Genomic DNA, 23,779 nt, shown 5'->3' with positions numbered 1-23,779 from the left:
TTCGAGCCGTCCTTTTTTCAACTTAAGAAAAGCGAAAACTAGTGCTTTGCTTCTTCTTTTTTAGCTTCCATTACTGGAACAACTGCTACTGCAACAACAGCTTTTTCGTCTTTTTTAGCTTCTTCTTTTTTAGCTTCTGTTGTTGGAACAACTACTACTGGAGTTGTCGTTGCTGGAACAACTGCTACTGGAGCAACATCTTTTTTTGCTTCAGTTGTTGCGTGTGCTGCGGAAAATGCTACTACTACTGCGAATGCAAATGCTAACTTTGACATAATAATAACTCCTAAACGTGATTAATAAAAAAACAAACTCAGTTCACCACCAAGCCTTATGAGAATAAATTAAATCAGTTTATTCAAATGGTCAACAGTATTTATGCTTTCGTTGCTTATTTTTTCTTTTTGTATCCCATTATTACCATAAGAGTCAGCAAGGAACAAAGCGCGATGACTCCACTAGTCGTAAATGCATAGGCCTCTCCATAATGTTCAGAAATCGCCCCGGCACCAAGATCGGCAAAAAAAGCAGAGGTTGCCAGGATGATATAGTAACAACCAAGGCCAGTCCCCCTCAGGTTTTCTGGGACACTCTCAACAATAAGGGAAAGAAAAATATTCTGTGTAATGCCATATTGAACCCCCCACAAAGCCACCCCAATAAAAAAAACAGGTAGGGATAATGCGCTTGCCAAAACAATATCGGCCAATACGATAAAAATAATTCCAATAGCCAGAAACCAATATCGATTCATGCGATCAGCCAAAACACCAACAGGATAAGAAACCCCGCACCATGCCGCATTAAAAACCATCATAACCAATGGGGCATAGGTGACTTTTAGTCCGAAATTGCCGTGTGCATGGAGAATGAGAAAAGTTTCACTCATTCGCGATAGCATGAAAATCGCATTCACAACCATTAGCAACCAAAATGATTGCCCCAGTAATCGCAAATTTGACCACCGCATTTTTGGGCGACTCTTGGGAACAGGCAGGGGGATTTCGGCCGACACAGCAGGGTGGTCATAGCGCTTTGGTTCCTTGACCATAAAAATAAGGATTGAAAGCGCGATAAATGCCGGAATGGATGCTAGCCAAAAAACTTGCTGGAAATCATTGGATGTCCACCACATGGCCAAAATACCGACTGCCCCCCCTAGAAAGGCACCCGCTTGACCTAGGCTCCGTTTTAATCCATAAGACGCCCCAATTCGCCGTGGCGGAGCAATGTCAGCAACCATGGCATCCCTTGGTGTGGATTGCAATCCATTGCCAATACGCTCCATTAAACGCGCAGCAAAAACCAGCCCAAATGAACACGCCAAACCCAAAAGGAGCCGGCTAAATGCGGATAATACATAGCCCAAAACCAAAAGGGGTTTTCTACGCCTTAGATAATCACTAAATATGCCGGACAATAGTTTTAAAAGAAAGGATGTGGCTTCTATTGTCCCCTCGAGCAGGCCAATCCATGTAGTCGAGACACCCAACAGCGTTTTCAGATAAATTCCCGAAAAACTATAAACCATAAGAAAAGAAAGATTCAATGAAAACATCATGAATCCCAAAATCCAAATGGCTCGCGGAATAGGCTGCAAAGCATTGGGATGCGATGATTTGTGGGCGGAATCCTTTTGGTTTTGTGGTTGGCTCGACATTCTCTATGATTCTTTTCTTAAAAAGAAGATTGGTGATCGGACAAGGAAACTGCGGTATTAGGTACCCCCCTTAAAAAGGGAGTTCGAATCCTTTTGGCAATGCCAATCCCCCGGTCACCTTGCCCATTTCTTCGCTCATATGGGAATCAACTTTTGCCTTGGCATCATTAAAGGCCGCGATGATTAAATCTTCTAAAATCTCGTTATCCTTGGAATCCATAAGGGCGGGATCGATTTTGACATGCTTCATTTCACCCTTTCCGTTGACGGTGATTTTAACCATGCCACCCCCAGATAACCCGATCATTTCGGCTTCGCTGAGCTTGTTTTGCATGTCAGCCATTTTTGCTTGTAATTCTTGGGCTTGCTTAAGCATTTGATTAAGATTTTTCATATATTACTCCATGAATGTTACGGTTGAACCAGGAAAGGACTGCTTTAAAGAGTATATCACTGGATGGGTTAATGCTTCGTTACTTAAAGCGTTTTTTTGTTCTTGTTTTTGTTCGGCCAACGTTAAAGCAAGATTCTTGTGATCCTTGCTCTGACCAAGATTGATTTTCCACACATGCTGGGTTTGCTGTTTTAGAACCTGGGATAGCTGAGAGATGAACGATGCTGGTGCTTGTGGCCCCAAACAAATAGATAACTCCCCGGGTTTATAGTCGATCAGATGCAAGTCATGTGTAATGTGACCAACCAATAAAGGTTCCCGCGCCAATTCAAGCATTTTGATCAGATCCGCAAAGGTAGCAGGCAACGGAACAACTGGATGGGCAATCGGAGAGGGCGGCAACACTATGGGGTCTGTATCCATTTTTTCAGGAGGAGCAGCGGCCACCTGTGACCCCCTGGGGGTGGAATGACCGGAAGTCAGATTTTTTTTGAATGACTCCAAAATAGACTGCAAAGGCGGCATATCCGCCATGTAACAGAACCTCAACAAAACCATTTCCAACGCTTGGGCCGGAATGGGAGCCGAATTCACCTCCTCCAATCCTTTGAGCAACAATTGCCACGCCCGAATGAGGGTGGGCATTTCAAGCGGAGCCACAATCTGCACTCCTTCTGTTCTGTCAGCCTCTGGCCAGGTTGGATCATTTTGCAGCTGAGGGACGCTTTTCAAGCAGGTCAACCAATACAGCATATCCAAAATATCCTGAAGAATCACCGAGGGATCGCCCCCATTTCCAACAAGCAGACGCACTTCTTTCAACGTATTGTCGACGTCCCCAGTGAAAAGATGACGGACCAGCGAAAATAATCCCTGCCTGTCGCAAAGCCCCAACATGGTTTTAACTGTTGTGGCAGAAATCAAATCGGACCCTGTGCCGACTGTCAAGGCAATCGCCTGATCCAACAATGACAATCCATCACGCATCGATCCATCGGCGGTTCTGGCCAACGACGCCAGGGCTTCTTGTTCGATTTTAAACCCTTCACGTGTTGATATATCCTGTAAATGCTGAATAATTTGCAGGGGTTCGATTCGTTTTAAATCAAATCGCATGCACCGCGAAATAATCGTATCGGGGATTTTTCGAATTTCGGTGGTGGCAAAAATAAATTTAACGTGGGCTGGGGGCTCCTCTAGTGTCTTAAGCAACGCATTGAACGCGCTTTTGGATAACATGTGCACTTCGTCAATGATGAATATTTTATATCGACCCGTGACGGCTTTGTATCGGCAAGATTCGATAATCTCACGGATGTCATCCACGCTTGTTCGGCTGGCGGCATCTATTTCGATGACATCCAAATGGCGGTCATCATTGATACTGATGCATGATACGCAAACGCCACAGGGATCGGCGGTCATTCCGCCCTTTCCATCTTGGCCAATGCAATTAAGGGCGCGCGCAATAATTCGGGCCGTCGTGGTCTTTCCAACGCCGCGAATCCCATGCAATAAAAAGGCATGAGGTAGGCGATCGTTTTCTATCCCCTGGGCCAACGCCTTTGTCAGCACCTCTTGTCCGACAAGGTCCCCTAGGGTCTTTGGGCGATATTTTCGCGCTAATACTCGGTAAACTAAGACCATAAATTGAGTTCATTTCGGAGCTGATTGATGAATGAACAGGTGGAAGGTCGGATTCTGACCCAAAAAGGGATCGTTACGGCTGCTTCCTTCCGAATCTGACCGGATTGGCGACTTTCTTGTCCAGAACGACCTTCCGAATGCACTATAGCAGAGCCCCTTTATGCTTGCCATAAAAAATCACAATTATTCTTGATTTTCAGCAAGACACTGGGCGCATTCACAATAGTCTAAATGACTGCTAACGCTGTTCGGCCTTTCAAAGGATCGGAGTAACATCGTCTTTGTTTGTTGCCTCCTTTCGTTCAGGTCGATAATTCTATTTTTAAAAAAAACTGGATGGGAATCACAAATCTTTTCGTGAACAAAATCCAGAAAAAACAAAGCATCCTTGTGTGATGTAATGTATCTTTGGTTGATGGAGTATAGCTTATGAAAAAAACTTTCCTCTTGGCTAACAGGGCACTCAAAAACATCACTGCCATATGTTAAGGTTTCATGATCATTAGACAGGACAATTTGAAAAACAAAATCATCCTGAAGCGCTTTGAGTGCGATTTCAAAATCTTCTGTCGATAACTTCGGAAGACTGAGACGTTCCCGCGTGACTCGTTTCCCTGTTAACTGTATCCGAACATTGGGTGTTCGCGTGTCATCACAGTCAAATTCATCTGGGGTAAATTCTGCCGCAAGCCCCTCCCTAAAGACCTTGAACGGAATCGTTAAACGCGGAACCAACGACAAGGGGATCTGGTCCTGTTCTGTATAATTACTAGCAGCATAAGAATTACCGCGCACAGATAACAAAAGAATAAGTATGAAAATACGAATCATAATACTAACCACTTCATAATTACTAATGAATATATCAATTGGGGAGCATGTGTTAATTATATGTTAACATTATGTCGATTTTTTACCAACCACCCTGCACCGCATTATGGAAGTATGCTTTTAATTTTGTATGACATGTGTTACAATCTACATAGAAACAAAGAAAAGGAGTGGTACATCATGCTTTCTGTCCGTTTATCAAAAGCAACAGAAGAAAAGCTGGATCGTTTAGCAGCCCAAACCAATCGCACTAAAAGTTATTATGTCAAAAAAGCATTAACAAAGTTCTTGGAGGACCAAGCAGAGCATGAATGGGCTGCGGCCGCCTATAAGGAGTATTTAGAATCAGGGAAAAAAACGTATACCCTTGAGGAGATCGAAGAGAAGTACGGCCTTGACTAAATAACCTGAGTTCGACGTAAAAAGTCAATAAACCCAGATAAAAGCAAGCTTCCCTATGGCTTGACCATAGGGTCCAGAGAAAGAAAACGATCTTTATCAGCTGGATCCTTCGGTCAAGCCGAAGGAAAACTACGGTGGGCGCTGTTTTGATACGACTCTTACGTCGAGCTCAGGGCAAGCCAACAACTCTTTCTGTCAGTTCACTCCCAAAGCTTTTTAATTCCCCCCTTTATTCCTGCTCAAAAAGCTCTATAATAAGACTAGTTTTATTAAAATGCAGGTGATTAAGGCTTATGAAAATTGTCGTCCTAAAGGAAACCGCGGCGCATGAACGGCGTGTTGCCCTCAGCCCTGACGTGGCAAAAAAGTTTATTGAATCCGGCCACCAAGTGTACATCGAAAAAAATGCGGGTAAAGAATCTGGATTTTTAAACGAGGATTATGAAAACGCTGGATGTGTGTCCGAAAAGGAAAAAAGCAAACTTTTGGACAAAGCAGATGTTTTCCTGACCGTCTCGCCCCTTTCAGAAAGCGATATTGGGAAAATCCCGGAAAATTCCATTGTTATTGGAATGCTAAAACCCTATCAAAATAAGCCGCTTTTGAAAAAACTAGCGACGAAAAAAATAACCTCGTTTAGCTTGGAATTGTTACCACGCATTACACGGGCACAAACCATGGATGTTTTATCATCCCAAAGCAACCTTTCAGGATACAAAGCCGTTGTTAAGGCTGCCTTTCTGTTCGGGCGCCCGTTTCCATTGATGATGACCGCCGCTGGCACCGTTCCAGCAGCCCGCGTATTGGTACTGGGTGCCGGGGTTGCAGGGTTGCAGGCCATCGCCACAGCACGGCGTTTGGGTGCAATTGTTTCTGCCTTTGACGTTCGAACGGCAGCCAAGGAACAGGTCGAAAGCCTTGGTGCCACATTCATTTCCGTTGATTCAACCGAAACCGGCGATGGCAGTGGTGGATATGCCAGTGAAATGGGTGATGACTATAAAAAGGCCCAGGCCCAAAAACTTTTGGACACGCTCAAAACCCAAGACATCGTTATTACAACGGCCCAAATTCCGGGCAAACCAGCGCCAATCCTGATCACAGATGAAATGCTGAAAAACATGAAACCCGATTCGATTATTATTGATCTGGCAACGGAAACGGGCGGCAACTGCGTTGGGGCCGAGCATGGAAAAACGGTCGTCAAGCACGATGTCAAAATTGTTGGCCCTTTTAATATGCCAAGCCTTGTCGCCAACAGCGCCAGCCAGCTTTACGCACGAAATTTGTTGAATTTCTTTAAAATTCTTCAGCCAAATGATACCGCACCCATTACCATCAATTGGGACGATGAGATTATAAAAAGCACAGCGCTAACACATCAAGGTGCCATCGTTCACCCTAACTTTAAGGAGTAATTTTCTATGAATTCCCAAAGCCTACTCGATCAAACATCAAAAATTTTTCAATCCTCCAGACAAATCAGCGCCGAAGCTAAAGAGCTTGAAACGATGGTACGTGACGTGATTCAACATTCAGAGGTGGTCAACGTTGATCCATTTGTGATTGGGCTGACCGTTTTTGCCCTGGCTTGTTTTGTTGGATATTATGTCGTTTGGAAAGTCACGCCAGCCCTTCATTCCCCATTAATGTCTGTCACCAATGCCATATCTAGCGTGATTATCGTTGGTGCTTTATTTGCCGCCGGAGGAGCCGCTTTGTCGGGCCATGGCACATCGAACGTTTTTGGATTGCTGGCTGTGGTTCTTGCCTCTATTAACATCTTTGGTGGCTTTATTGTAACCCAACGCATGTTGCAAATGTTTTCCAAAACCAAATAAGCAAATAAAAAGCAACCTTTAAAAGGAAATTCTTTATGTCTATTCACTTCTCTGCATTTTTATATTTAATATCAGCCGTTTGTTTTATCATGGCCCTAAGGGGGTTATCATCCGCAGCAACATCCCGGAATGGCAACCTTTATGGTGTGTTCGGAATGGTTATAGCGATTTTAACCACCCTTGTTTCATCGGGCGTTTCCAAATACGTTTCGATCATCATTGCGATTGCTATTGGTGGTGGAATCGGAACCGTCATTGCCAAGCGCATCAAAATGACCGCCCTGCCCCAGCTTGTGGCAGGATTTCACAGCTTGGTTGGGTTGGCGGCCACTTTTGTTGCGGCAGCAGCTTTTTATTCCCCGGAAACGTTTCACATCGGGGTACGGGGACACATCAACCTTATTAGCCTGCTTGAAATGGGCCTTGGGTCCGCAATCGGTGCGATTACCTTTACGGGATCCATTATCGCCTTTTGCAAGCTTCAAGGTCTGATCAGTGGAAAGCCCTTGGTTTTCCAGAAACAGCATCTGTTAAATGCCTCCCTCGGAATCGCGATTGCTTTGCTTTTGGGCATATTTACAATAACCGGATCTGCATTCTCGTTTTGGTGTTTGACCGTGTTATCCTTTGCACTAGGCTTTCTTTTGATCCTGCCAATCGGTGGCGCCGACATGCCGGTCGTGATTTCAATGCTGAATTCGTATTCGGGATGGGCTGCATCAGGCATTGGTTTTACAATGCACAACAATTTGCTGATTATTACAGGTGCCTTGGTTGGTTCCAGTGGGGCAATCCTTAGCTATATCATGTGTAAAGGGATGAATCGTTCCATTTATAATGTGATCTTGGGCGGGTTTGGAACAGATCAATCTGGTGGGGACAGAAGTCACAGCCACGAAAGTGATCGCCCAGCAAAAGTCAGCAGTGGCGAAGATGCAGCTTACATGATGGCCAACGCAGGTTCAGTCATTATTGTCCCTGGATACGGTATGGCTGTTGCCCAAGCCCAACATGCCTTGCGTGACATGGCTGACGCGTTAAAAGCAAAGGGTGTCAAAGTCCGGTATGCAATCCATCCCGTCGCGGGCCGCATGCCAGGACACATGAATGTTTTGCTGGCCGAAGCCAACGTTTCGTATGATGAGGTTTTGGAACTTGACGATATCAATTCCGATTTTCCATCAACCGATGTCGCTTTTGTCATTGGGGCCAACGATATCACAAACCCAGCGGCAAAAACGGATACTGCGTCCCCAATTTACGGAATGCCCATTCTGGATGTTGAAAAGGCACGAACCGTTTTGTTTGTAAAACGATCTTTGGCACCCGGATATGCCGGCGTTGATAATGAACTTTTCTATGCAGATAATACCCTTATGGTATTGGGCGACGCAAAGAAAGTGTGTGAAGAGATTTTAAAAGCTCTTAAGGATCATTAATACAAAGTCGATATAGAAACGACATCAAACAGGACCCGCTGTAATTTTCCCCGGCTGATAAGGATCGATTTTTCAGATTTCGCCGAAAGACATTGCGTCAAGACGCGCATTTTGGTAGTCAAGTAGCAGTGATTGCCCTTGAGACATGAAATTGATGAAAATTATCGCCGGTCGCAGCAACCCTGAACTTGCACAAAAGATCGCACAGCAATTGGGTGCCCCCTTGGTGCCCATAACAATCAAGCGCTTTGGTGATGATGAAATTTTTGTCACGATCAATGAATCCGTCCAGGGCGATGATGTTTTTGTTATTCAATCAACGTCATCCCCGGCCAATGATCATCTGATGGAGCTGTTGATTATTGTTGATGCACTAAAACGCGGGTCAGCACGCCGCATTACAGCAGTTATTCCCTATTATGGATATGGGCGTCAGGATCGGCAATCAAGCCCGGTATCCCCCATTACCGCCCAATTGGTGGCGAACCTGGTGACGGCCGCTGGGGCGGACCGCGCGATTCTGATGGATCTTCATTCCCCTCACCTTCAGGGGTTTTTTGAAATACCTGTGGACCATTTGACAGCGTCATCTTTGTTTATCCAAGATATGCAAGCTACATATGGTGCCGATCCAATCGTGATCGTTTCCCCTGATAAGGGCGGAGCAGAACGCGTTCGGTATATTGCCAAAAGCCTGGGCCAAACAGTGGCCGTAATTGATAAATGTCGCGCTGATGATGGTGCGATTCACACTCATTCCATCATGGGTGATGTTCGGGGGGAAAAATGCGTAATTGTGGATGATATTATTGCATCAGGAGAAACTCTATATCAGGCAGCGGTCACGTTGATGGGGGCTGGGGCGTGTTCCGTTGATGCCTATATCACGCATGCAGTTCTAAGTCCGGGCGCAACCTATGTTCTGGATAAAATGCCCATCGGGCGACTGACGGTAACCGATACGATTTGTATACCGAAAAATCTTTCGATTGTACGTATCTTAAGCACGGGGGGGATTCTTGCTGATGCTATACGCAGAATTTCGCAGGATATCGCTTTAAGAAAAAACGGAATGAATTGGTGCCCTCGGGGAGACTCGAACTCCCACATCCTCACGAATAATAGATTTTGAGTCTACCGCGTCTACCATTCCGCCACAAGGGCACTGGGTTTATATAACACCATTTACGAATGTGACGTCAATAAAAAATTTTGCAAGAATCAGCTTGACAGAAAAGGGTTCTCATTTTAAATTAGCACTCAGCAACCGAGAGTGCTTACAATCGGTCAAGCGATCAGAAAAGCAATCGCAAAACTAAAATATCAAAAAGGAGAATTCCATGAAATTTAGACCTCTGCACGATCGTGTACTTGTCAAACGTACCGAATCCGAAGAAAAAACAGCAGGCGGGATTATTATCCCTGATACTGCCAAAGAAAAACCCATCGAAGGGGATGTTGTAGCAGTCGGTAATGGCGCACGCAACGAAGCCGGAAATATCGTCCCATTAGAAGTCAAAGCCGGCGACAGAATTTTGTTTGGCAAATGGTCCGGAACCGAAGTCAAAATCGAAGGCGCAGATTATCTTGTTATGAAAGAATCTGATGTTATGGGCATAATCGGTTAATCAATAAACCGAACATTATTACTCAATATAGAATTAAAAAAAGGAATTTATACTATGGGTGCAAAAGAAGTACGCTTTTCAACAGATGCTCGCGACAAAATGTTGCGCGGTGTTGATATATTGGCTGACGCTGTAAAAGTAACATTGGGACCAAAGGGTCGTAATGTTGTGATCGAAAAATCCTTTGGGGCTCCACGCATTACAAAAGATGGTGTTTCTGTTGCAAAAGAAATCGAACTGTCCGACAGATTCGAAAATATGGGCGCACAGATGCTTCGTGAAGTTGCCAGCAAGACATCGGATTTGGCTGGGGACGGAACAACAACAGCAACCGTTTTGGCACAGGCTATCGTTCGCGAAGGAATCAAAGCAGTCGCCGCTGGCATGAACCCAATGGATCTAAAGCGCGGTATCGACATGGCTGTTGAAGCCGTGATCAGCGATCTCAAAACACGGTCCAAGAAAGTTTCAACCAACGAAGAAATCGCCCAGGTTGCCACAGTATCGGCAAACGGCGAACGCGAAATTGGTGAAATGTTGGCAAAGGCTGTTCAAAAAGTCGGCAAAGAAGGCGTCATCACAATCGAAGAAGCCAAATCTTTCCAGACCGAATTGGATGTTGTTGAGGGGATGCAATTCGATCGCGGATATATCTCACCTTACTTTGTGACCAATTCTGAAAAAATGAATTGCGAATTGGAAAATCCGTACATTTTGATCCACGAGAAAAAATTGTCCGGCCTGCAAGCGATGTTACCTGTTTTGGAAAGCGTTGTTCAGTCTGGTCGTCCATTGTTGATTATCGCCGAAGATGTCGAAGGCGAAGCATTGGCAACCCTTGTTGTGAACAAGCTTCGTGGTGGCTTGAAAGTTGCTGCAGTAAAGGCACCTGGTTTTGGTGATCGTCGCAAAGCCATGTTAGAAGATTTAGCCGTTTTGACCAGTGGTCAGGTTATTTCCGATGACGTTGGCCTAAAGCTGGAAAATGTTACGATTGACATGTTGGGAACAGCACGCAAGGTTGTCATTACAAAAGACGACACAACGCTTGTTGATGGCGCTGGCAACAAAGAATCAATCGCAGCCCGTTGCAACCAAATTCGTGCACAAGTCGAGGACACTACATCTGATTACGATCGTGAAAAATTGCAAGAACGCCTGGCTAAACTCAGCGGCGGTGTTGCTGTTATTCGCGTTGGTGGTGCAACTGAATTAGAAGTCAAAGAACGCAAAGACCGCGTAGAAGATGCAATGCATGCAACACGCGCAGCAATCGAAGAAGGAATCGTTCCCGGTGGTGGTGTTGCTTTGGTTCGGAGCTTGAAAGTATTGGAGAACTTAAAAGGCGCCAATGGAGATCAAGAAGTCGGTATTCGCATTGTTCGCCAAGCTCTGACAGTTCCATGTCGTCAGATTGCCATCAATGCAGGGGCCGATGGGTCAATCGTTGTGGGTAAAATTACCGACAGCAGTGACTATAATTATGGATATGACGCACAAAGCAACACATACGTTGATTTGCTAAAAAGCGGCATTATCGACCCAACCAAAGTCGTTCGGTATGCATTACAAGATGCGGCATCCATTGCCAGCTTGTTGATTACAACCGAAGCCATGATTGCCGAGAAGCCAGAACCAAAGTCCGCCTCAGCCGGTGGTATGGGCGGCGGCATGGGTGGTATGGGCGGAATGGATTATTAATTAATCTGAATTCGACATATACCCGTTTCAAATGATTGGTGAGTTTCCTGGATGGCCACGCGCCTTCCAGGATTCCACATACCCTAGGCCTAATGAGTAAGTGTCTGCTTACTGTGCATATAATAACTTAAGTACATAACTGGTGTACCGCCAAGGTTAACAAGAAAGCGCAACAAATAAGACCCGAACACATAGCTAACCATTAGGGTGTAATAATCAATTGGCGTTGGATTCAGGATAACCCATGCGATTATGCTAAAAATAAAATTATCCAACAATCCCGACAGCAGCGTTGAAACGTTTTGCCTGAGCCATAAAAAACGGCTTTGGCTTAATTCTCTGATTTTTTGAAATAGCCAAATATCAAACAATTGACTGATCGCATAGGCAATCAGACTTGCCCACAGGAAACGCAGGGACGGCACAAAAAGCGTGGTCATCGCCCGGTCAACCGAGATCGGATTGCTTGACAAAGGATCATCAAGGGATGGATGCCCCAACGTCAGAATCATCAACGTAGTTACGAAAATCTGGGATAAAAAGCTTAACGCAAGCGCTTGCCTGGCGGCTTTTGCTCCATAATGTTCTGCCAGGATATCCGAAGCCAAAAATGTTGTGGCAAAAACAACCGTACCAAGCGCCATGGGTTCTGGGGAAAAACTAAATTTTGCCAGGCGCAATACCTGTATGTTTGCAACAACAATAGCGATTGAGTTATAAACATATAATCCGGGTGCGCCAAAGTACCGGACAAAGAATAGCAGAACGACACCGCAAACAAGAAAGGTCAGTAACGACAAAAACTCAGGCGAGAATTGACCAAGGAAACAAACAATGGTGGAAACGAAAATATCCATAGACGTTCAATTCAACCATCTAGCAGGCTTGGAAGCCCATCCATCAATTACCAGGCAAGAAAAAAGGCACAAGCAAAAACTTGTGCCGTAAAACAACTAATCGCTCACTAGGAAGCAGATTTTGCCGCAATTCTTTCCATGATGGTTTTTTTCAATGTAGCGATCTTTAGGTCCAGCTTTGCAGCAGGAGTCCTCACAAGAAATGAATCCAAACCGCCATGGAATTCAATGGTGCGAATACCGCTGGTTGTCAACCGCAAACGAACCATCCTGCCAAGAGATTCACTCATCAAGGATATTTCTTGCAAATTTGGAAGAAAACGACGACGCGTTTTATTGTTTGCGTGACTAACATTATTACCTGATTGAACGCCTTTGCCCGTAATTACACAACGTCTTGCCATTATAAAACCTTTATTCATATATAAGATACTGATTAATAGCAAAAAATGGCCACAAAGTCAATCGCGACAACAACATTCTAACGAAAAAACTTAACTTGCGTAATTTCTGCCCCTACTTCCGCGCCACAACCGTTGGAAACATCCCCTGGGAATCATACAGGACATCAAGAACCGTAAACCCTGCCTGCGCAAGCTGATCCCTGGTTTTTGATTCGCTTCTGAAAGCTTGCCAGCCCACCTGAATGATATCGCCAAATATAGCCTTTTGCTTCAACACATCACTTGGATCATAATTGTTCCATGGCGATTCAGCCGATAAAACCGGGGGCGGCGTCAGAAAACTGGTGATAAATATACCGCCCGCCTTAAGCGCCTTGTAAAACTCCCCATAAAGCGCAACGACCTTTTCATCATTGGGCTGATAAATGTTAAGACCGTTGCTTGTCAGCACATCGTATTCCGCGTTGACCCCTAAATTCCATGCGTCTCTCTTGATAAATTCAACAGCATTGATTCCGTGTGCCTGGGCATTTTTTTGTGCGAACTGCAAAGATTCACCATCCAAATCAATCCCCACAAGCTTGACGTCTTCACACTGTGCGTAATCCAGCCCCAACAAATCATCCATCAACCCACAGGGAACGGATGCTAGTATGATTTCGCTTTTCAGGTACTTCGAAAGTTGCTGCTTAAAAATTCCGAAACGTTCCTGTGTTGCCCTGACCGTGGGTGCCTTATGTAAAAACCAAGTCTCCAAAGGGGTTAAGTTGATTTCCAGGGGGCCGTGCAGAATAATATAGGCAGTCCAATATCCATTCAGACCCTTGTTTTTCAATAAAAACCGCCCAAGGTCAAATTCACCAAGCTCCTTTAAAAGGTCCATTTCCACATCCAAAGAAAACGTTAAGTTGGGTTTTCTTTCAAGATTTTTTTGATAAACAGATAAATCAAAATCCTGCCTTAGGTTATCATGCGTCAAAAGATGTTCGTCTTGGCTGGCAGCACAAGCCGATAGCGCCGTCATAAAAAGGACTGCAGCAGGCGATAATTTTTTCATATATTTTTTCCTTAATTAACTGTGAATTTAATTTACCTAATATTGGCTCCATAGCGGGTTTTTGATCTGCCCCAAGAATTCCTTGTGCGCCTTAGCCTCTTCATCAAAAATTTCAAATATACGTGCCGCACGTTTTACGTGTTTTGTGCCAATCTCCACGGTTTCCGCCGCCGGGCCATCCCTGGACGATTCCATGGCCAACGTACGCTGACGCCCACCCAAAAGCTCCAGATAGACAATTGCCAATAATTCGGAGTCTAACAACGCCCCGTGCTTGTTCCGCTTTCCCAAATCAACATTAAATCGTTTACATAACGCATCCAAGCTGGCTGGCGAACCGGGAAATTTCTGCCGGGCGATCAACAGCGTATCGACAGCACGACTTTGCGGCAATACAGCCAACCCTAGGCGTGACAACTCAAAATTCAAAAAAGTTAAGTCAAACTTGGCGTTGTGAATGACCAATTGATCATCCTGAATAAAGTCCAAAAAATCATCAACAACTTTTGAGAAAACAGGGAATGGTTTTAAAAATTCGGTCGTAAGCCCCGTAATGGCTGTCGATTGCGGTGGAACATCGCGTTCTGGATTAATGTAACACTGAAACGTTCGGCCGGTTGGAACGCAATTGAATAACTCCACACAGCCGATTTCAATAATCCTGTGTCCATCATTGGGGCTAAGACCCGTTGTTTCCGTATCAAGAATAATTTCACGCATGAATACAACCCTCCCCTAATTTAAATTAAGCCGACGTACGCCATGTGCGCTCACTCCAGATTATTTTCCCCACACAACCCCATTGTCATCCTCGGACTTGATCCGAGGATCTCCTGAGCAAAACACACAGATCCTCGGGTCAAGCCCGAGGATGACAAAATGTGGAAAATCATCTGAAGTGGGCATACACCACACAGCCCAACGCAGCATGACATAACAATTTGGCTTTATCAGGACAATTTATAACGCCCATTAGTAATATATTAAGATTTTGGGTGCAAGATCATAATTGCACCCAAAATAAATTAACCCCGTTATATATTGGAAAAAAATGACAAGCAAAATTTTCTCACCCCCCCTGCACATTATTAGCATATGTACCTATTGCCGGAAAATTAGCATTCGCAACACTGGGCCTTGTTGCATGGCGATACAGTCAAGCCTTACTGGAAGTATTTCATAAAAGTACAGAATCAAAGGGTATTTTTGATCTGATGCATAAATGGCTTGAGCCGTTTAATCATTTCCTTTTAGCGCATGAACAAATAACAAATTCCCTGCTTATTCTAAGCTCTGTTTGTATGGACATTATCACCATTGGCCTTGTTCTTTGGGGTTTATTTGGCAAAACAATGCGCCCATTCCTAGCCCTGATTATCTTGACGCTCATGCGACAAATTGCCCAGGCCCTGATCAGCTTTCCAATCCCCCAGGGTTTGATCTGGCATTATCCCGGTTTTCCGTCACTGACCGAGACATACGATGTCGCCACCGATTTCTTTTTCTCGAGTCACGTTGGAATTACAGCCCTTGCAGCCCTAGCAATCGCCAAAAGGAATTTCTCCAAAACGATCACATACTTTTCAGTTTTTTTCGTCCTGACCATGGCAATTTTTATGCTGACCATACGGGCACATTACACTGCCGATATCATTGCAGGATGTTTCGCTGCCGTAACATCATTTTTAATTGCGGGGCGTCTGTCACCCAGGATAGATCGATTTTTTGCGAGGTAAAATCAGTTTTGCGCCGGTGAAAAAACATCAACCTTTTTCAGTGTCAGCTGTGTACTGAATCCCTCGCCGTATTCCATGACCATCGACGCAATAATCCCGGATGGCAATATGATCTGACTGATTTCATATTCAGGATCCGGGCTTTGACTGTTCTGGGGGAAAATGGCCATCTGCAATGACCATGCCTTGTCTGTGCACAGCAACCTTGGGTCATTCACAACCAGTTTCAGATTATTCACAGGCGTGATAATCGTGTTGACCTCTACTGGCTCAAATGCTTCGCTGCTTCCATCAAAAACAGTCTTGTTGGGCAGGGAATTCTGACCCGATGCGGCTGCAAACAAAGCCTGCTGCAAATGCTGTATGGGGAACAAAACACCACCCGGCAAAGTCTTTTTGATAATTGTGGGTTGTTCATAGTTTAGCATAACACCCTCTCCCGTTGTCGAGGGGGCAGCATTTCCGCGAACGCAGTCTTCCTCGACCCCGTTGTGTAACGAACGCACATTAAAGCGATAGTATCTGCCGTCCTTTGATTCCCAGGATACGATCGTCGTAATATACTGTTCCGCCGACCCATCATTTGAATATACTTGCAGGGTGGAATGCTGTTCAAACGTCCATCCATTACCAACGTCTGCCAATTGGACGGTTAGCGTCCCCTTGACGTCAGCAATTTCTGGGTTAGTGCTTTTATGCAGGGTGATTTCATATTCCGCACGATGAGGCTGCAATGCAGGGGCGCATTTTTTTATCTGCACATCCCCTTTCGGAGGAGAGAAAGACACGGATTGCTTGAAGTTGACCGGTGTGATTCCGGGCTTTAAGGCAGTGATGGGGGCACCAGCAAGCGCGCTTTTTAACAAGAAAAAAGACGCGATCAAACAAAGGATGGGGAGAAATTTTGTCATTAGAATAAAAATATACTGCACGAATAGGGCATGCTACAGAATTAAATAGAAAAACTAAAGATAATTAAGAAGTCATCAAAAATGATCTGTGCTTGAGTGTCACAAATTAATCACGACTAAACCCATTCCCTTCACCTTTCAAAATCGGATGCGCCACCACCCAAGTGCTCCAGGATTGATGTCCCAACCCATCCCCAGATTTGACATACTCATAAAAATGCTGAATGAATTTCAATCGCTCTGTCGCCTTTTCTTTAAGGAAGGGATCTTTCAATGCGCGCGGACTTAAGTGCACAAGATCATTGCCCCCAATTGCCCATTGGCGATTGAGGATATCATTCAGGCTAATCCTTGTTCCATTTTTAAGAATATCGGTCATAACCATGAATTGAGTGGTACGACCTCTTCCTCCGCGACAATGAAAATGGAGCCAGGTCGTTGACGGAACAGTTTTCATAAAGGCCAGAAATTCATCCACAATAACATCCGATGGGCGCTGATCATCCGCGATCGCAAAACGAACAGAACCGACTCCAGATTGGGCGGCAAGCTTCGATTCTATCTGCACAGTGTTGGGTGTCAGCCATTCCTGAATCGCGGCTTGAATCGTATCGTTTTCCCCACGTTTAGTAACAAGTCCGACATTCAGATTTTGCCCATTGCGCAAAAGTCCGGCAACTTTTTCTTCTTCCCATTTAGTTTCATCAGACGTTTTTCCCCAGGTTGCGTTGAAATAGGGGCTGTATTGGCAAACAGACAAGCCATTAAGAAAAAAATGATGTTCCTGCCGCAGATCAACCAGAATGACATCTTTTTGCTGCAACCGATTCAGCATGTGTTTAAGTTGACTGGCAGAAAACTGGGCGCTTCCGGAAATCTTAAGGTCAGCCAGGCCCGTTCGGTTAATACCCTGACTCCCCTTTCGATCATCATCCCACGTTGTCCGAAAATTGTTGGGATCATCGTGAATCTTGCCCATTTTGGATATATCGCTGGGGATCAAATCAAAAATAAGGGTGGATGCGTGGGCCAGGGAAACCAGACAAGCAACAACCAGTCCCAGTCCACATCCCCTTGCAAACCTAAGCATCATCACGATTTTCGATGGTTAGATAATTTTCAAAATGCCCCAGTTCAATCATTTTTTTGACTTGACTATGGACACCACGAACGATGACTTTGCCGTTTCCTTCTTGGACTTTATCTTGTGCCAGCAATAGCATTCCAACACCAGCGGAATCAATAAAATCTAACCGGGATAAATTAAAAACGCATGTTTGCTTTTCTGTCTTTCCCAAGTCATTGGTGATTTTATGGAATACTGGATAGTCTGCATGCGTTAACCGACCATTTAAAGTAATTTCCGTTTGTTGACCGAGATTACTGACATGATCGTTTACTTGATAAAACATTTTAACCCTCTTTATAATTATTTGTGCGTGATGCCTAAAGAGAATTATGGGACCAAATGGTTAATATCTGGTTAACGATGCAATAATAAATCGATTTTCTGTTTATCCAACCGAAACAATCGCCTCCAGCTCATCAATAAATGACGCAATCATAGTCAATCCTTGCTGCCAAAAACTGGGGTGGCGAGCATCCAAACCGAATGGTTCCAAAAGGTCCGCAAAATGCTTTGTACCGCCAGCTGACAACAAATCAACGTATTTTTCAGCAAATCCATCCGGTTGCTTTTCATAAACCGCATACAGTGAATTCACAAGACAATCCCCAAAAGCATATGCATATACATAAAACGGCGAATGAATAAAATGCGAAATATATCCCCAGTATGGACGAACCAGCGGATCCAAAACGATAGCATCACCTAATGCCTCCCGCTGTGTTTCAATCCAAATATCCCCCAATGTTTCGGACGTTAACTCCCCCTGCCTCCGTTGAGTATGGATGCGTTTTTCAAAATCGTAAAACGCGATTTGGCGAACAACCGTATTCAGCATATCCTCGATCTTGCTGGCCAAAAGCTGGCGACGCTGGGCTGGGTCCGTGCACTGTTTCAGCAACGATTTGAACGTCAGCATCTCCCCAAACACGGATGCCGTTTCGGCCAATGTCAATGGCGTCTGTGACAACAGGTGCCCCTGCTTTGCTGCCAACACTTGGTGGATGCCATGCCCCAATTCATGCGCCAACGTTGTTACATCGCGCAAATTCCCCTGGTAATTGAGCAGGATATAGGGATGCACAGACGGGACTGTTGGATGCGAAAATGCACCGGATGTTTTGCCGTCTAACGTTGGAACGTCAATCCAATGATTGTCAAAGAACGGGCGGCCAATCTCGGCCATTTTGGGGCTGAATTGTTCGTATGCTTGCAGCACAATCTGACGCGCTTGTAGCCAGCTGGTTTTCGATTCTGCGACATCGGGCAATGGCGCATTTCGGTCCCAGTACTGTAATGTGGGCTGACCCAGCATTTTTGCTTTCAGCGCATAATACCGATGTGACAAATTCGGATACTGACTTTTGACGGCGGATACTAACGCCTCCACAACCTCGGGCTCCACCTGATTGGCCAAATGACGTTCGCTGGTTGGGGATGAATACTGACGCCAGGTATCCTCTGTTTCCTTGTCCTTTATTAACGTATTTGTGATGAATGCCAAGAGGGAAAGGTTTTGGTTTAATCCATCCGACAAAGCCATGGCAGCCTGACGTCGAACTTTTGGATCCTTATGGCTCATCATTTCTGTAACATGGGACAGGGTCAAACTTTGCCCATCTATGATGAATTTCATGCTCGCTAAAGTTTCGTCATATAAACGATTCCAAGCACTGCTGGATGTTAATGCTTTTTCCATGAACAGCTTTTCGGCCTCCGATGAAAGCTGGTGGGCTTTAAAAGTTCGAATGTGTCGAATCCAAGGTTCGTACCGTTTTAATTCAGTCGATTCAGCCAATGCTTTTTGCAAAGGTTCATCGGGAATTTTATTGATATCCAGCGTGAAAAAAATAAAATGCGTGCTAATTTTTGTGATTTTTTCAGACGTTTCTTGATAAAATTGCTGCGCTGCTGAATCCGTTAAATTTTTATAATAATTCAGGCCGGCAAAGCTAGACAGTCGCCCCAAAAGCTCGCTCAGATTTTCATAAATTTGAATGGCCTTTGCAAGGTCATAGGCCTGAATGAAATCACCAACAAACATTCCACCGTATGTTTGGGCGAATGATTCCGCACCCTTGGCACAATAGTCCATATCGCTTTGAATTTTTGGATCTTTTAGAGACTGATATAGGTCCGACAGATCCCATTCAGGAAGGTCAATTTGGCCCAGTGCTGCGTTATTTTTTGTCATTATTGTTTATCCATGCTGGTTGTATCAAGCTATAATACCATTTTCAATTTGATACGGAACAACAAAAAAGGCAGAGCGTTTAAACTCTGCCTTAATGATAGAACGTTTTTTTCGTTCGTTAGCAACGAAAGACTATTCAACCACAACCTCTTCGGCTGGTGCTTCCTCTGCCGGAGCAGCATCATCAGCTGTAGCGGCTGCATCGTCTGTCGGAACCGCCTCCTCCTCTGCCGGAGCAGCATCATCTGCCGGTGCAGCTTCCTCTGCTGCAGCGGCTGCTGCATCTTCCTCGGCTTGCTTAGCTGCGGCTGCTGCGGCCTTTGCAGCCTCTGCATCAGCTTTCTTTTTAGCAGCAGCAGCTTTCTTTTTAGCGGCAGCCTCATCAGCAAGCCTCTTAACCTTTGCAGCCTTACCATCCGCCACAACCTTATCTGTGCTTACCTTTGCATTAGCAGCCTTACTGGCAACTTTACCTGCTGTTCCTGCCAAATGCGCCGTTGCCTTTTTGTGAACTAGATCCGCTTGCTCTTTGTGATAAGGGGTCCAATCGTCGGGCTTTCCTGTGGGTATGCCATATTTTGCACGCTCTGCATCAACATCCACACTTCCCTTACTTAAGCATTCTTTAATTTCTGACCTTGGGCAGGATATGGCACACAAAACTGCCATTCCAGTTGGATCATTCCCACAAGCATTCATTGCGCGTGTTGTCCACCTAGTTCCCGTACAATTAGAGTTACATATTTTCTTTACTGCTTTTGCATTGACCCCAAGATTCTTTCCATTTGGTCCATTGAGAGTATATTCCTTAGTATAATTCTTGTTAGCCTTGACAATAGCGATTGCTTTATTTTCAAATTCCGAAAGAACTTTCAGATATTTGGATCCTGGCGTTACCCTGTCAGTTATTTTGCCCTGAGCATTTTTTTCGAGGCCGCCAATAATATATACCTTCTTTGTGTCATCTGCCCTGGTTTCCATGCCCGTTAGTGCTGTAAGCACCACAGCGGCCATTATTACTTTATTCAAGAATCTCATTCCTTGTCTCCATTTCAATTGTTTTCTGTTTACATATTAAAGTATGCGGCACAAAACTTAAGAAACCCTTAAAAGGAATGGGAAATTTCAAAGATACCATAAAAAAGGCAGGATGTTTAAGTCCTGCCTTGCTATCATCGGGAACAGTTTTCTGAATAATTTTTGCCTCAAGAATCAGAGTCGGATGAATCAGCACCAGAATCATCAACTGTTTGAGTATCAGCAGAAGCACCATCATCATCGTTGGAAGCGCTAGCGGCAGCTTCTTCATCCTCTTTCTGTTTAGCGGCGGCCTCCTCGGCTTTCTGCTTAGCAAGTGCTTCTGCTGCTGCTTTTTTCTTTGCAGCCTTGATTTCTTTTGCTGTTGGTTTTTTGGCAGCAAATTTATCAGACGCGCCATCTTTACCCTTAGCAGCTTTTTCTGTTTTTCCGCCCTTTGCCTTGGCATCCTTGCCGGCTGCCTTTGCTAAACAGTTTTTTGCAATTGAATCAGAGGGGCATTTTTTAGCACAAAATGCAGCCATTAATGGATTTTTTCCGCAAACCTTGACCGTACAATCATTCTTACAGAGAGCCTGCAGTTTTTTCTTGTCTTTCAGTTTGTCCATTTTTTTTTCTTCTTTCACGTATTTAGACTCAACCGATACCGTCGTCCCATCCGATAATTTTACGTCATCGGCCCTGACGTCCATTCCTGTCATTGCAGCAATAGCCGCAACAGACACTATAATTTTATTTAAAAATTTCATTAGATTTCTCCGTGCTAATTATTTTCTATTGACATCTTATAGTATGCAGGGAAGAGATTAAGAAACCCTTAAGACGAACGAAAAAAGAGATTGACCTCAGTCCGCTTGAACAGACATCGGCTCTGGTGGGGTGATTTTGATCAACGTGATTTGGTTCCTTTGGCGTCGCAAAACCTCCAACCGAAAACCATGCAACATAAAAACCTGGCCAACTTTGGGGATTAACCGCACCTGATACAACAAAAGCCCCGCAATCGTTGATGCCAAATCATCCGGCAACTCCCAATCAAATTGCCGATTCAGGTCACGAATGGTCACGCTACCATCAATGATGTATGACCCATCCGCTTGGGGGCGCACACCCTTTACCGCTATGTCATGTTCGTCGGCGATATCCCCAACGATTTCCTCTAAAATGTCTTCTAGTGTAACAATGCCCATAAGCGTTCCGTATTCATCGACAACAATGGCAAAATGTTCCCGCCGATGTCGAAAGGCCTGCAGCTGCTCCAGCAAATCTGTGCTTTCAGGGATAAACCAGGGCTTGGTAGCGATGCTGGTGATATCCAAATCATCCACCTTGCCATGATAGGCTTTAACGGCCCTCAATAATGCTTTGGCATTAATAAGGCCAACGATGTTATCCGGATCATCTTGCCAGATAGGAAGGCGCGTAAAAGGACAGGATAAAACCTGATCGATTATAACAGCCGGGGGATCACCGGCATTAATCATGGTAACGTTTTTCCGGTGAACCATGATTTCATCAACGTGGACCGAACCCAAATCAAGGATGCTTTTCAACATGGCCCGTTCTTGTTGAACATCTTGGCCGGGCCCCTTGTGCAAGTCGATAACCCCCCTTAATTCTTCGATGGAGGAATACAGATCGTTACCCCCTGTTGGCTGAATTCCAACCAAACTTAACGTATTTCTGGCCAGCCAATTGATTGTTTTATTGACGGGCTGAAAAAAGGTAAACATAAACCGTATGAATCGCGCCGACCCCATGAGTATTTTTTCTGGATTATGAAGGGCGACCATTTTCGGCATCACCTCGACATAAACCAGCAAAACAGGCCCCATAATCATGGTCGTGCATATCGTACCCATGACGTCCTTTCCCCATATATCGGACAAAAAATCCGTTGCCAGAGAAACCGCACCCGCATTAATCATGGTCATGCACATTAACAAAACACTGATAACTAAGCCCAATTTCTGTTGCAAATCACGAATGATGATTGCCCTGGGGTTTCCTTCTTTTGCGAGTTGATGAAATTTGGCTTTTGATGCGACCGTAATTGCCGTCTCACAGGCTGAGAAATAAGCAGAAATCATCAATGAAATGACAATGATACTAAGAATCGTTAGGGCGTGCATATTTTATATCTCTGATTTATTTAGAGGGTGAGTCTTGTTCGTCATCATTCATCAACACAGGTTTAATGGGTTGATAAGATACATTGGGAAGCGGTTCGGATTCAAGTGACTGAACACCGATTCTGTCGGCCGGTTTGATGTGGCCACGGGGCACGTGCACAGTAACGGTTTGCGTTGAATGAGGTGCGTTGGTTGGGCCCAACCCCTCCTGAGGGACCGATCTTTCCACCGTGACCTGCAATTCTGTCATAAGGGCCGAAATCTCCTTAATCTTGTTTTTGCTGAGCTCCTCCACATGGGAATGGCGGCATTCACCCTCGTAATTCTGCTGAATTAAAGTGTCGTGTGATTTGGCAATCACATCAATGGTATCCAGCAGATCTTTCAGCAACCCCTCGGTATCTATAAACGTCTTAACGATACTACTTTCAAGCCCCTTTTTAATGGCTTCCTTTCGTTGTTCCTTTGTTTGCTCGAGGGTTTTTCTGATTTGCCCGGCAGTTTTATAGGCCATTTCATAGAATGATGTTGCGCCATCGGTTGAGTTAGAACCTTTTGCATCTGTCGCCCCAATGCCTGGCCCCATTAAAAAAAATGTAATGATATAGCCGCAGACTACCATTTTATATTTATTTTTTACCGACATTATATAGTCAACCATTTCTTATTTCTTGCAAACCCGTCCACATTAAATCGTTTTTTAGGGGTTTTGTCAAACAGATCTCACCTGGACCCAATAATTTCTTCCAAAAAAATGTAGAAACAATTGACGCAATTGATT

At 44.7% G+C, this 23,779-nt stretch carries 24 protein-coding genes, 1 tRNA gene, 1 other RNA gene and 1 pseudogene; 8 read left to right on the top strand and 19 right to left on the bottom strand.

Going from position 1 to position 23,779, the window contains the following annotated elements; genetic code table 11:
* Positions 1-38 precede the first annotated feature (38 nt).
* From NTX76_03890 to NTX76_03865, 6 genes are all read right to left on the bottom strand, one after another.
* Positions 39-275, bottom strand: coding sequence for a hypothetical protein (locus tag NTX76_03890; GenBank protein ID MCX7338406.1), 237 nt, complete (start codon positions 273-275; stop codon positions 39-41).
* 116 nt (positions 276-391) lie between these two features.
* A complete protein-coding gene (locus NTX76_03885) occupies positions 392-1,660 on the bottom strand; it encodes an MFS transporter (GenBank protein ID MCX7338405.1) in 1,269 nt (422 codons plus the stop codon).
* 70 nt (positions 1,661-1,730) lie between these two features.
* Positions 1,731-2,054, bottom strand: coding sequence for a YbaB/EbfC family nucleoid-associated protein (locus NTX76_03880; protein ID MCX7338404.1), 324 nt, complete (start codon positions 2,052-2,054; stop codon positions 1,731-1,733).
* Between the two features lie 3 nt (positions 2,055-2,057).
* Entirely contained in the window at positions 2,058-3,701 is a 1,644-nt protein-coding gene (dnaX, locus tag NTX76_03875; GenBank protein ID MCX7338403.1) for a DNA polymerase III subunit gamma/tau, read from the bottom strand.
* A 38-nt stretch (positions 3,702-3,739) separates the two neighbouring features.
* Positions 3,740-3,836: signal recognition particle sRNA small type (gene ffs / locus NTX76_03870), an RNA gene on the bottom strand.
* Positions 3,837-3,884: 48 nt separating this feature from the next.
* Positions 3,885-4,532, bottom strand: coding sequence for a hypothetical protein (locus tag NTX76_03865; protein ID MCX7338402.1), 648 nt, complete (start codon positions 4,530-4,532; stop codon positions 3,885-3,887).
* A 180-nt stretch (positions 4,533-4,712) separates the two neighbouring features.
* Here NTX76_03865 and NTX76_03860 point away from each other — a divergent pair, with 180 nt between their 5' ends.
* The 5 genes and pseudogenes from NTX76_03860 to NTX76_03840 all read left to right on the top strand — a co-directional run bounded on the left by NTX76_03860 (position 4,713) and on the right by NTX76_03840 (position 9,265).
* Positions 4,713-4,934: a ribbon-helix-helix domain-containing protein gene (locus NTX76_03860; GenBank protein MCX7338401.1), complete on the top strand. Its 222-nt coding sequence runs from the start codon at positions 4,713-4,715 to the stop codon at positions 4,932-4,934.
* 293 nt (positions 4,935-5,227) lie between these two features.
* Positions 5,228-6,352 (top strand): Re/Si-specific NAD(P)(+) transhydrogenase subunit alpha, encoded by a 1,125-nt coding sequence (locus NTX76_03855; protein MCX7338400.1) that lies wholly within the window; start codon positions 5,228-5,230, stop codon positions 6,350-6,352.
* Between the two features lie 6 nt (positions 6,353-6,358).
* Positions 6,359-6,775 carry a proton-translocating transhydrogenase family protein gene (locus NTX76_03850; protein MCX7338399.1) on the top strand — a complete coding sequence of 139 codons (417 nt, stop codon included), beginning with the start codon at positions 6,359-6,361 and terminating at the stop codon, positions 6,773-6,775.
* Between the two features lie 35 nt (positions 6,776-6,810).
* Entirely contained in the window at positions 6,811-8,214 is a 1,404-nt protein-coding gene (locus NTX76_03845; GenBank protein MCX7338398.1) for an NAD(P)(+) transhydrogenase (Re/Si-specific) subunit beta, read from the top strand.
* A gap of 154 nt (positions 8,215-8,368) precedes the next feature.
* Positions 8,369-9,265 (top strand): annotated as a pseudogene (locus tag NTX76_03840) (ribose-phosphate diphosphokinase).
* Between the two features lie 27 nt (positions 9,266-9,292).
* Here NTX76_03840 and NTX76_03835 read toward each other — a convergent pair.
* Positions 9,293-9,378: transfer RNA gene (locus NTX76_03835), tRNA-Leu, on the bottom strand.
* Between the two features lie 176 nt (positions 9,379-9,554).
* Between NTX76_03835 and groES the strand changes: the two genes are divergently transcribed.
* The gene (gene groES / locus NTX76_03830; GenBank protein ID MCX7338397.1) at positions 9,555-9,842 is read left to right on the top strand and encodes a co-chaperone GroES; all 288 of its coding nucleotides are present in this window, start codon (positions 9,555-9,557) and stop codon (positions 9,840-9,842) included.
* Positions 9,843-9,896: 54 nt separating this feature from the next.
* Positions 9,897-11,543, top strand: coding sequence for a chaperonin GroEL (gene groL, locus NTX76_03825; GenBank protein MCX7338396.1), 1,647 nt, complete (start codon positions 9,897-9,899; stop codon positions 11,541-11,543).
* Between the two features lie 89 nt (positions 11,544-11,632).
* Here the strand turns inward: groL and NTX76_03820 are convergent, their stop codons facing one another.
* From NTX76_03820 to dnaQ, 4 genes are all read right to left on the bottom strand, one after another.
* Positions 11,633-12,400 carry a queuosine precursor transporter gene (locus tag NTX76_03820; protein MCX7338395.1) on the bottom strand — a complete coding sequence of 256 codons (768 nt, stop codon included), beginning with the start codon at positions 12,398-12,400 and terminating at the stop codon, positions 11,633-11,635.
* 107 nt (positions 12,401-12,507) lie between these two features.
* Entirely contained in the window at positions 12,508-12,804 is a 297-nt protein-coding gene (gene rpmB / locus NTX76_03815) for a 50S ribosomal protein L28 (GenBank protein MCX7338394.1), read from the bottom strand.
* A gap of 112 nt (positions 12,805-12,916) precedes the next feature.
* Entirely contained in the window at positions 12,917-13,861 is a 945-nt protein-coding gene (locus NTX76_03810) for a methyltransferase domain-containing protein (GenBank protein ID MCX7338393.1), read from the bottom strand.
* 36 nt (positions 13,862-13,897) lie between these two features.
* Positions 13,898-14,581 carry a DNA polymerase III subunit epsilon gene (dnaQ, locus tag NTX76_03805; GenBank protein MCX7338392.1) on the bottom strand — a complete coding sequence of 228 codons (684 nt, stop codon included), beginning with the start codon at positions 14,579-14,581 and terminating at the stop codon, positions 13,898-13,900.
* Between the two features lie 494 nt (positions 14,582-15,075).
* Between dnaQ and NTX76_03800 the strand changes: the two genes are divergently transcribed.
* Entirely contained in the window at positions 15,076-15,597 is a 522-nt protein-coding gene (locus NTX76_03800; GenBank protein MCX7338391.1) for a phosphatase PAP2-related protein, read from the top strand.
* 2 nt (positions 15,598-15,599) lie between these two features.
* Here the strand turns inward: NTX76_03800 and NTX76_03795 are convergent, their stop codons facing one another.
* The 8 genes from NTX76_03795 to NTX76_03760 all read right to left on the bottom strand — a co-directional run bounded on the left by NTX76_03795 (position 15,600) and on the right by NTX76_03760 (position 23,644).
* Entirely contained in the window at positions 15,600-16,508 is a 909-nt protein-coding gene (locus NTX76_03795) for a DUF1849 family protein (GenBank protein ID MCX7338390.1), read from the bottom strand.
* Between the two features lie 106 nt (positions 16,509-16,614).
* The gene (locus NTX76_03790) at positions 16,615-17,601 is read right to left on the bottom strand and encodes a hypothetical protein (GenBank protein MCX7338389.1); all 987 of its coding nucleotides are present in this window, start codon (positions 17,599-17,601) and stop codon (positions 16,615-16,617) included.
* A complete protein-coding gene (locus NTX76_03785) occupies positions 17,591-17,920 on the bottom strand; it encodes an STAS domain-containing protein (protein ID MCX7338388.1) in 330 nt (109 codons plus the stop codon). Before NTX76_03785 ends, NTX76_03790 begins: the two co-directional genes overlap by 11 nt.
* Before the next feature lie 102 nt (positions 17,921-18,022).
* Positions 18,023-19,828 (bottom strand): M3 family oligoendopeptidase, encoded by a 1,806-nt coding sequence (locus NTX76_03780; GenBank protein MCX7338387.1) that lies wholly within the window; start codon positions 19,826-19,828, stop codon positions 18,023-18,025.
* A gap of 132 nt (positions 19,829-19,960) precedes the next feature.
* On the bottom strand, positions 19,961-20,857 hold the full coding sequence (locus NTX76_03775; protein ID MCX7338386.1) for a hypothetical protein: 897 nt from the start codon (positions 20,855-20,857) through the stop codon (positions 19,961-19,963).
* Positions 20,858-21,033: 176 nt separating this feature from the next.
* The gene (locus NTX76_03770) at positions 21,034-21,615 is read right to left on the bottom strand and encodes a hypothetical protein (GenBank protein ID MCX7338385.1); all 582 of its coding nucleotides are present in this window, start codon (positions 21,613-21,615) and stop codon (positions 21,034-21,036) included.
* 96 nt (positions 21,616-21,711) lie between these two features.
* The gene (locus NTX76_03765) at positions 21,712-22,998 is read right to left on the bottom strand and encodes a CNNM domain-containing protein (GenBank protein MCX7338384.1); all 1,287 of its coding nucleotides are present in this window, start codon (positions 22,996-22,998) and stop codon (positions 21,712-21,714) included.
* A 16-nt stretch (positions 22,999-23,014) separates the two neighbouring features.
* The gene (locus NTX76_03760) at positions 23,015-23,644 is read right to left on the bottom strand and encodes a hypothetical protein (GenBank protein ID MCX7338383.1); all 630 of its coding nucleotides are present in this window, start codon (positions 23,642-23,644) and stop codon (positions 23,015-23,017) included.
* Positions 23,645-23,779 lie beyond the last annotated feature (135 nt).

Source organism: Alphaproteobacteria bacterium, from assembly GCA_026400645.1.
GTDB lineage: Bacteria > Pseudomonadota > Alphaproteobacteria > Paracaedibacterales > CAIULA01 > JAPLOP01.
The sequence above is the reverse complement of the archived record's forward strand: the minus strand, read 5'-3'. Positions and strand labels throughout refer to the sequence as shown.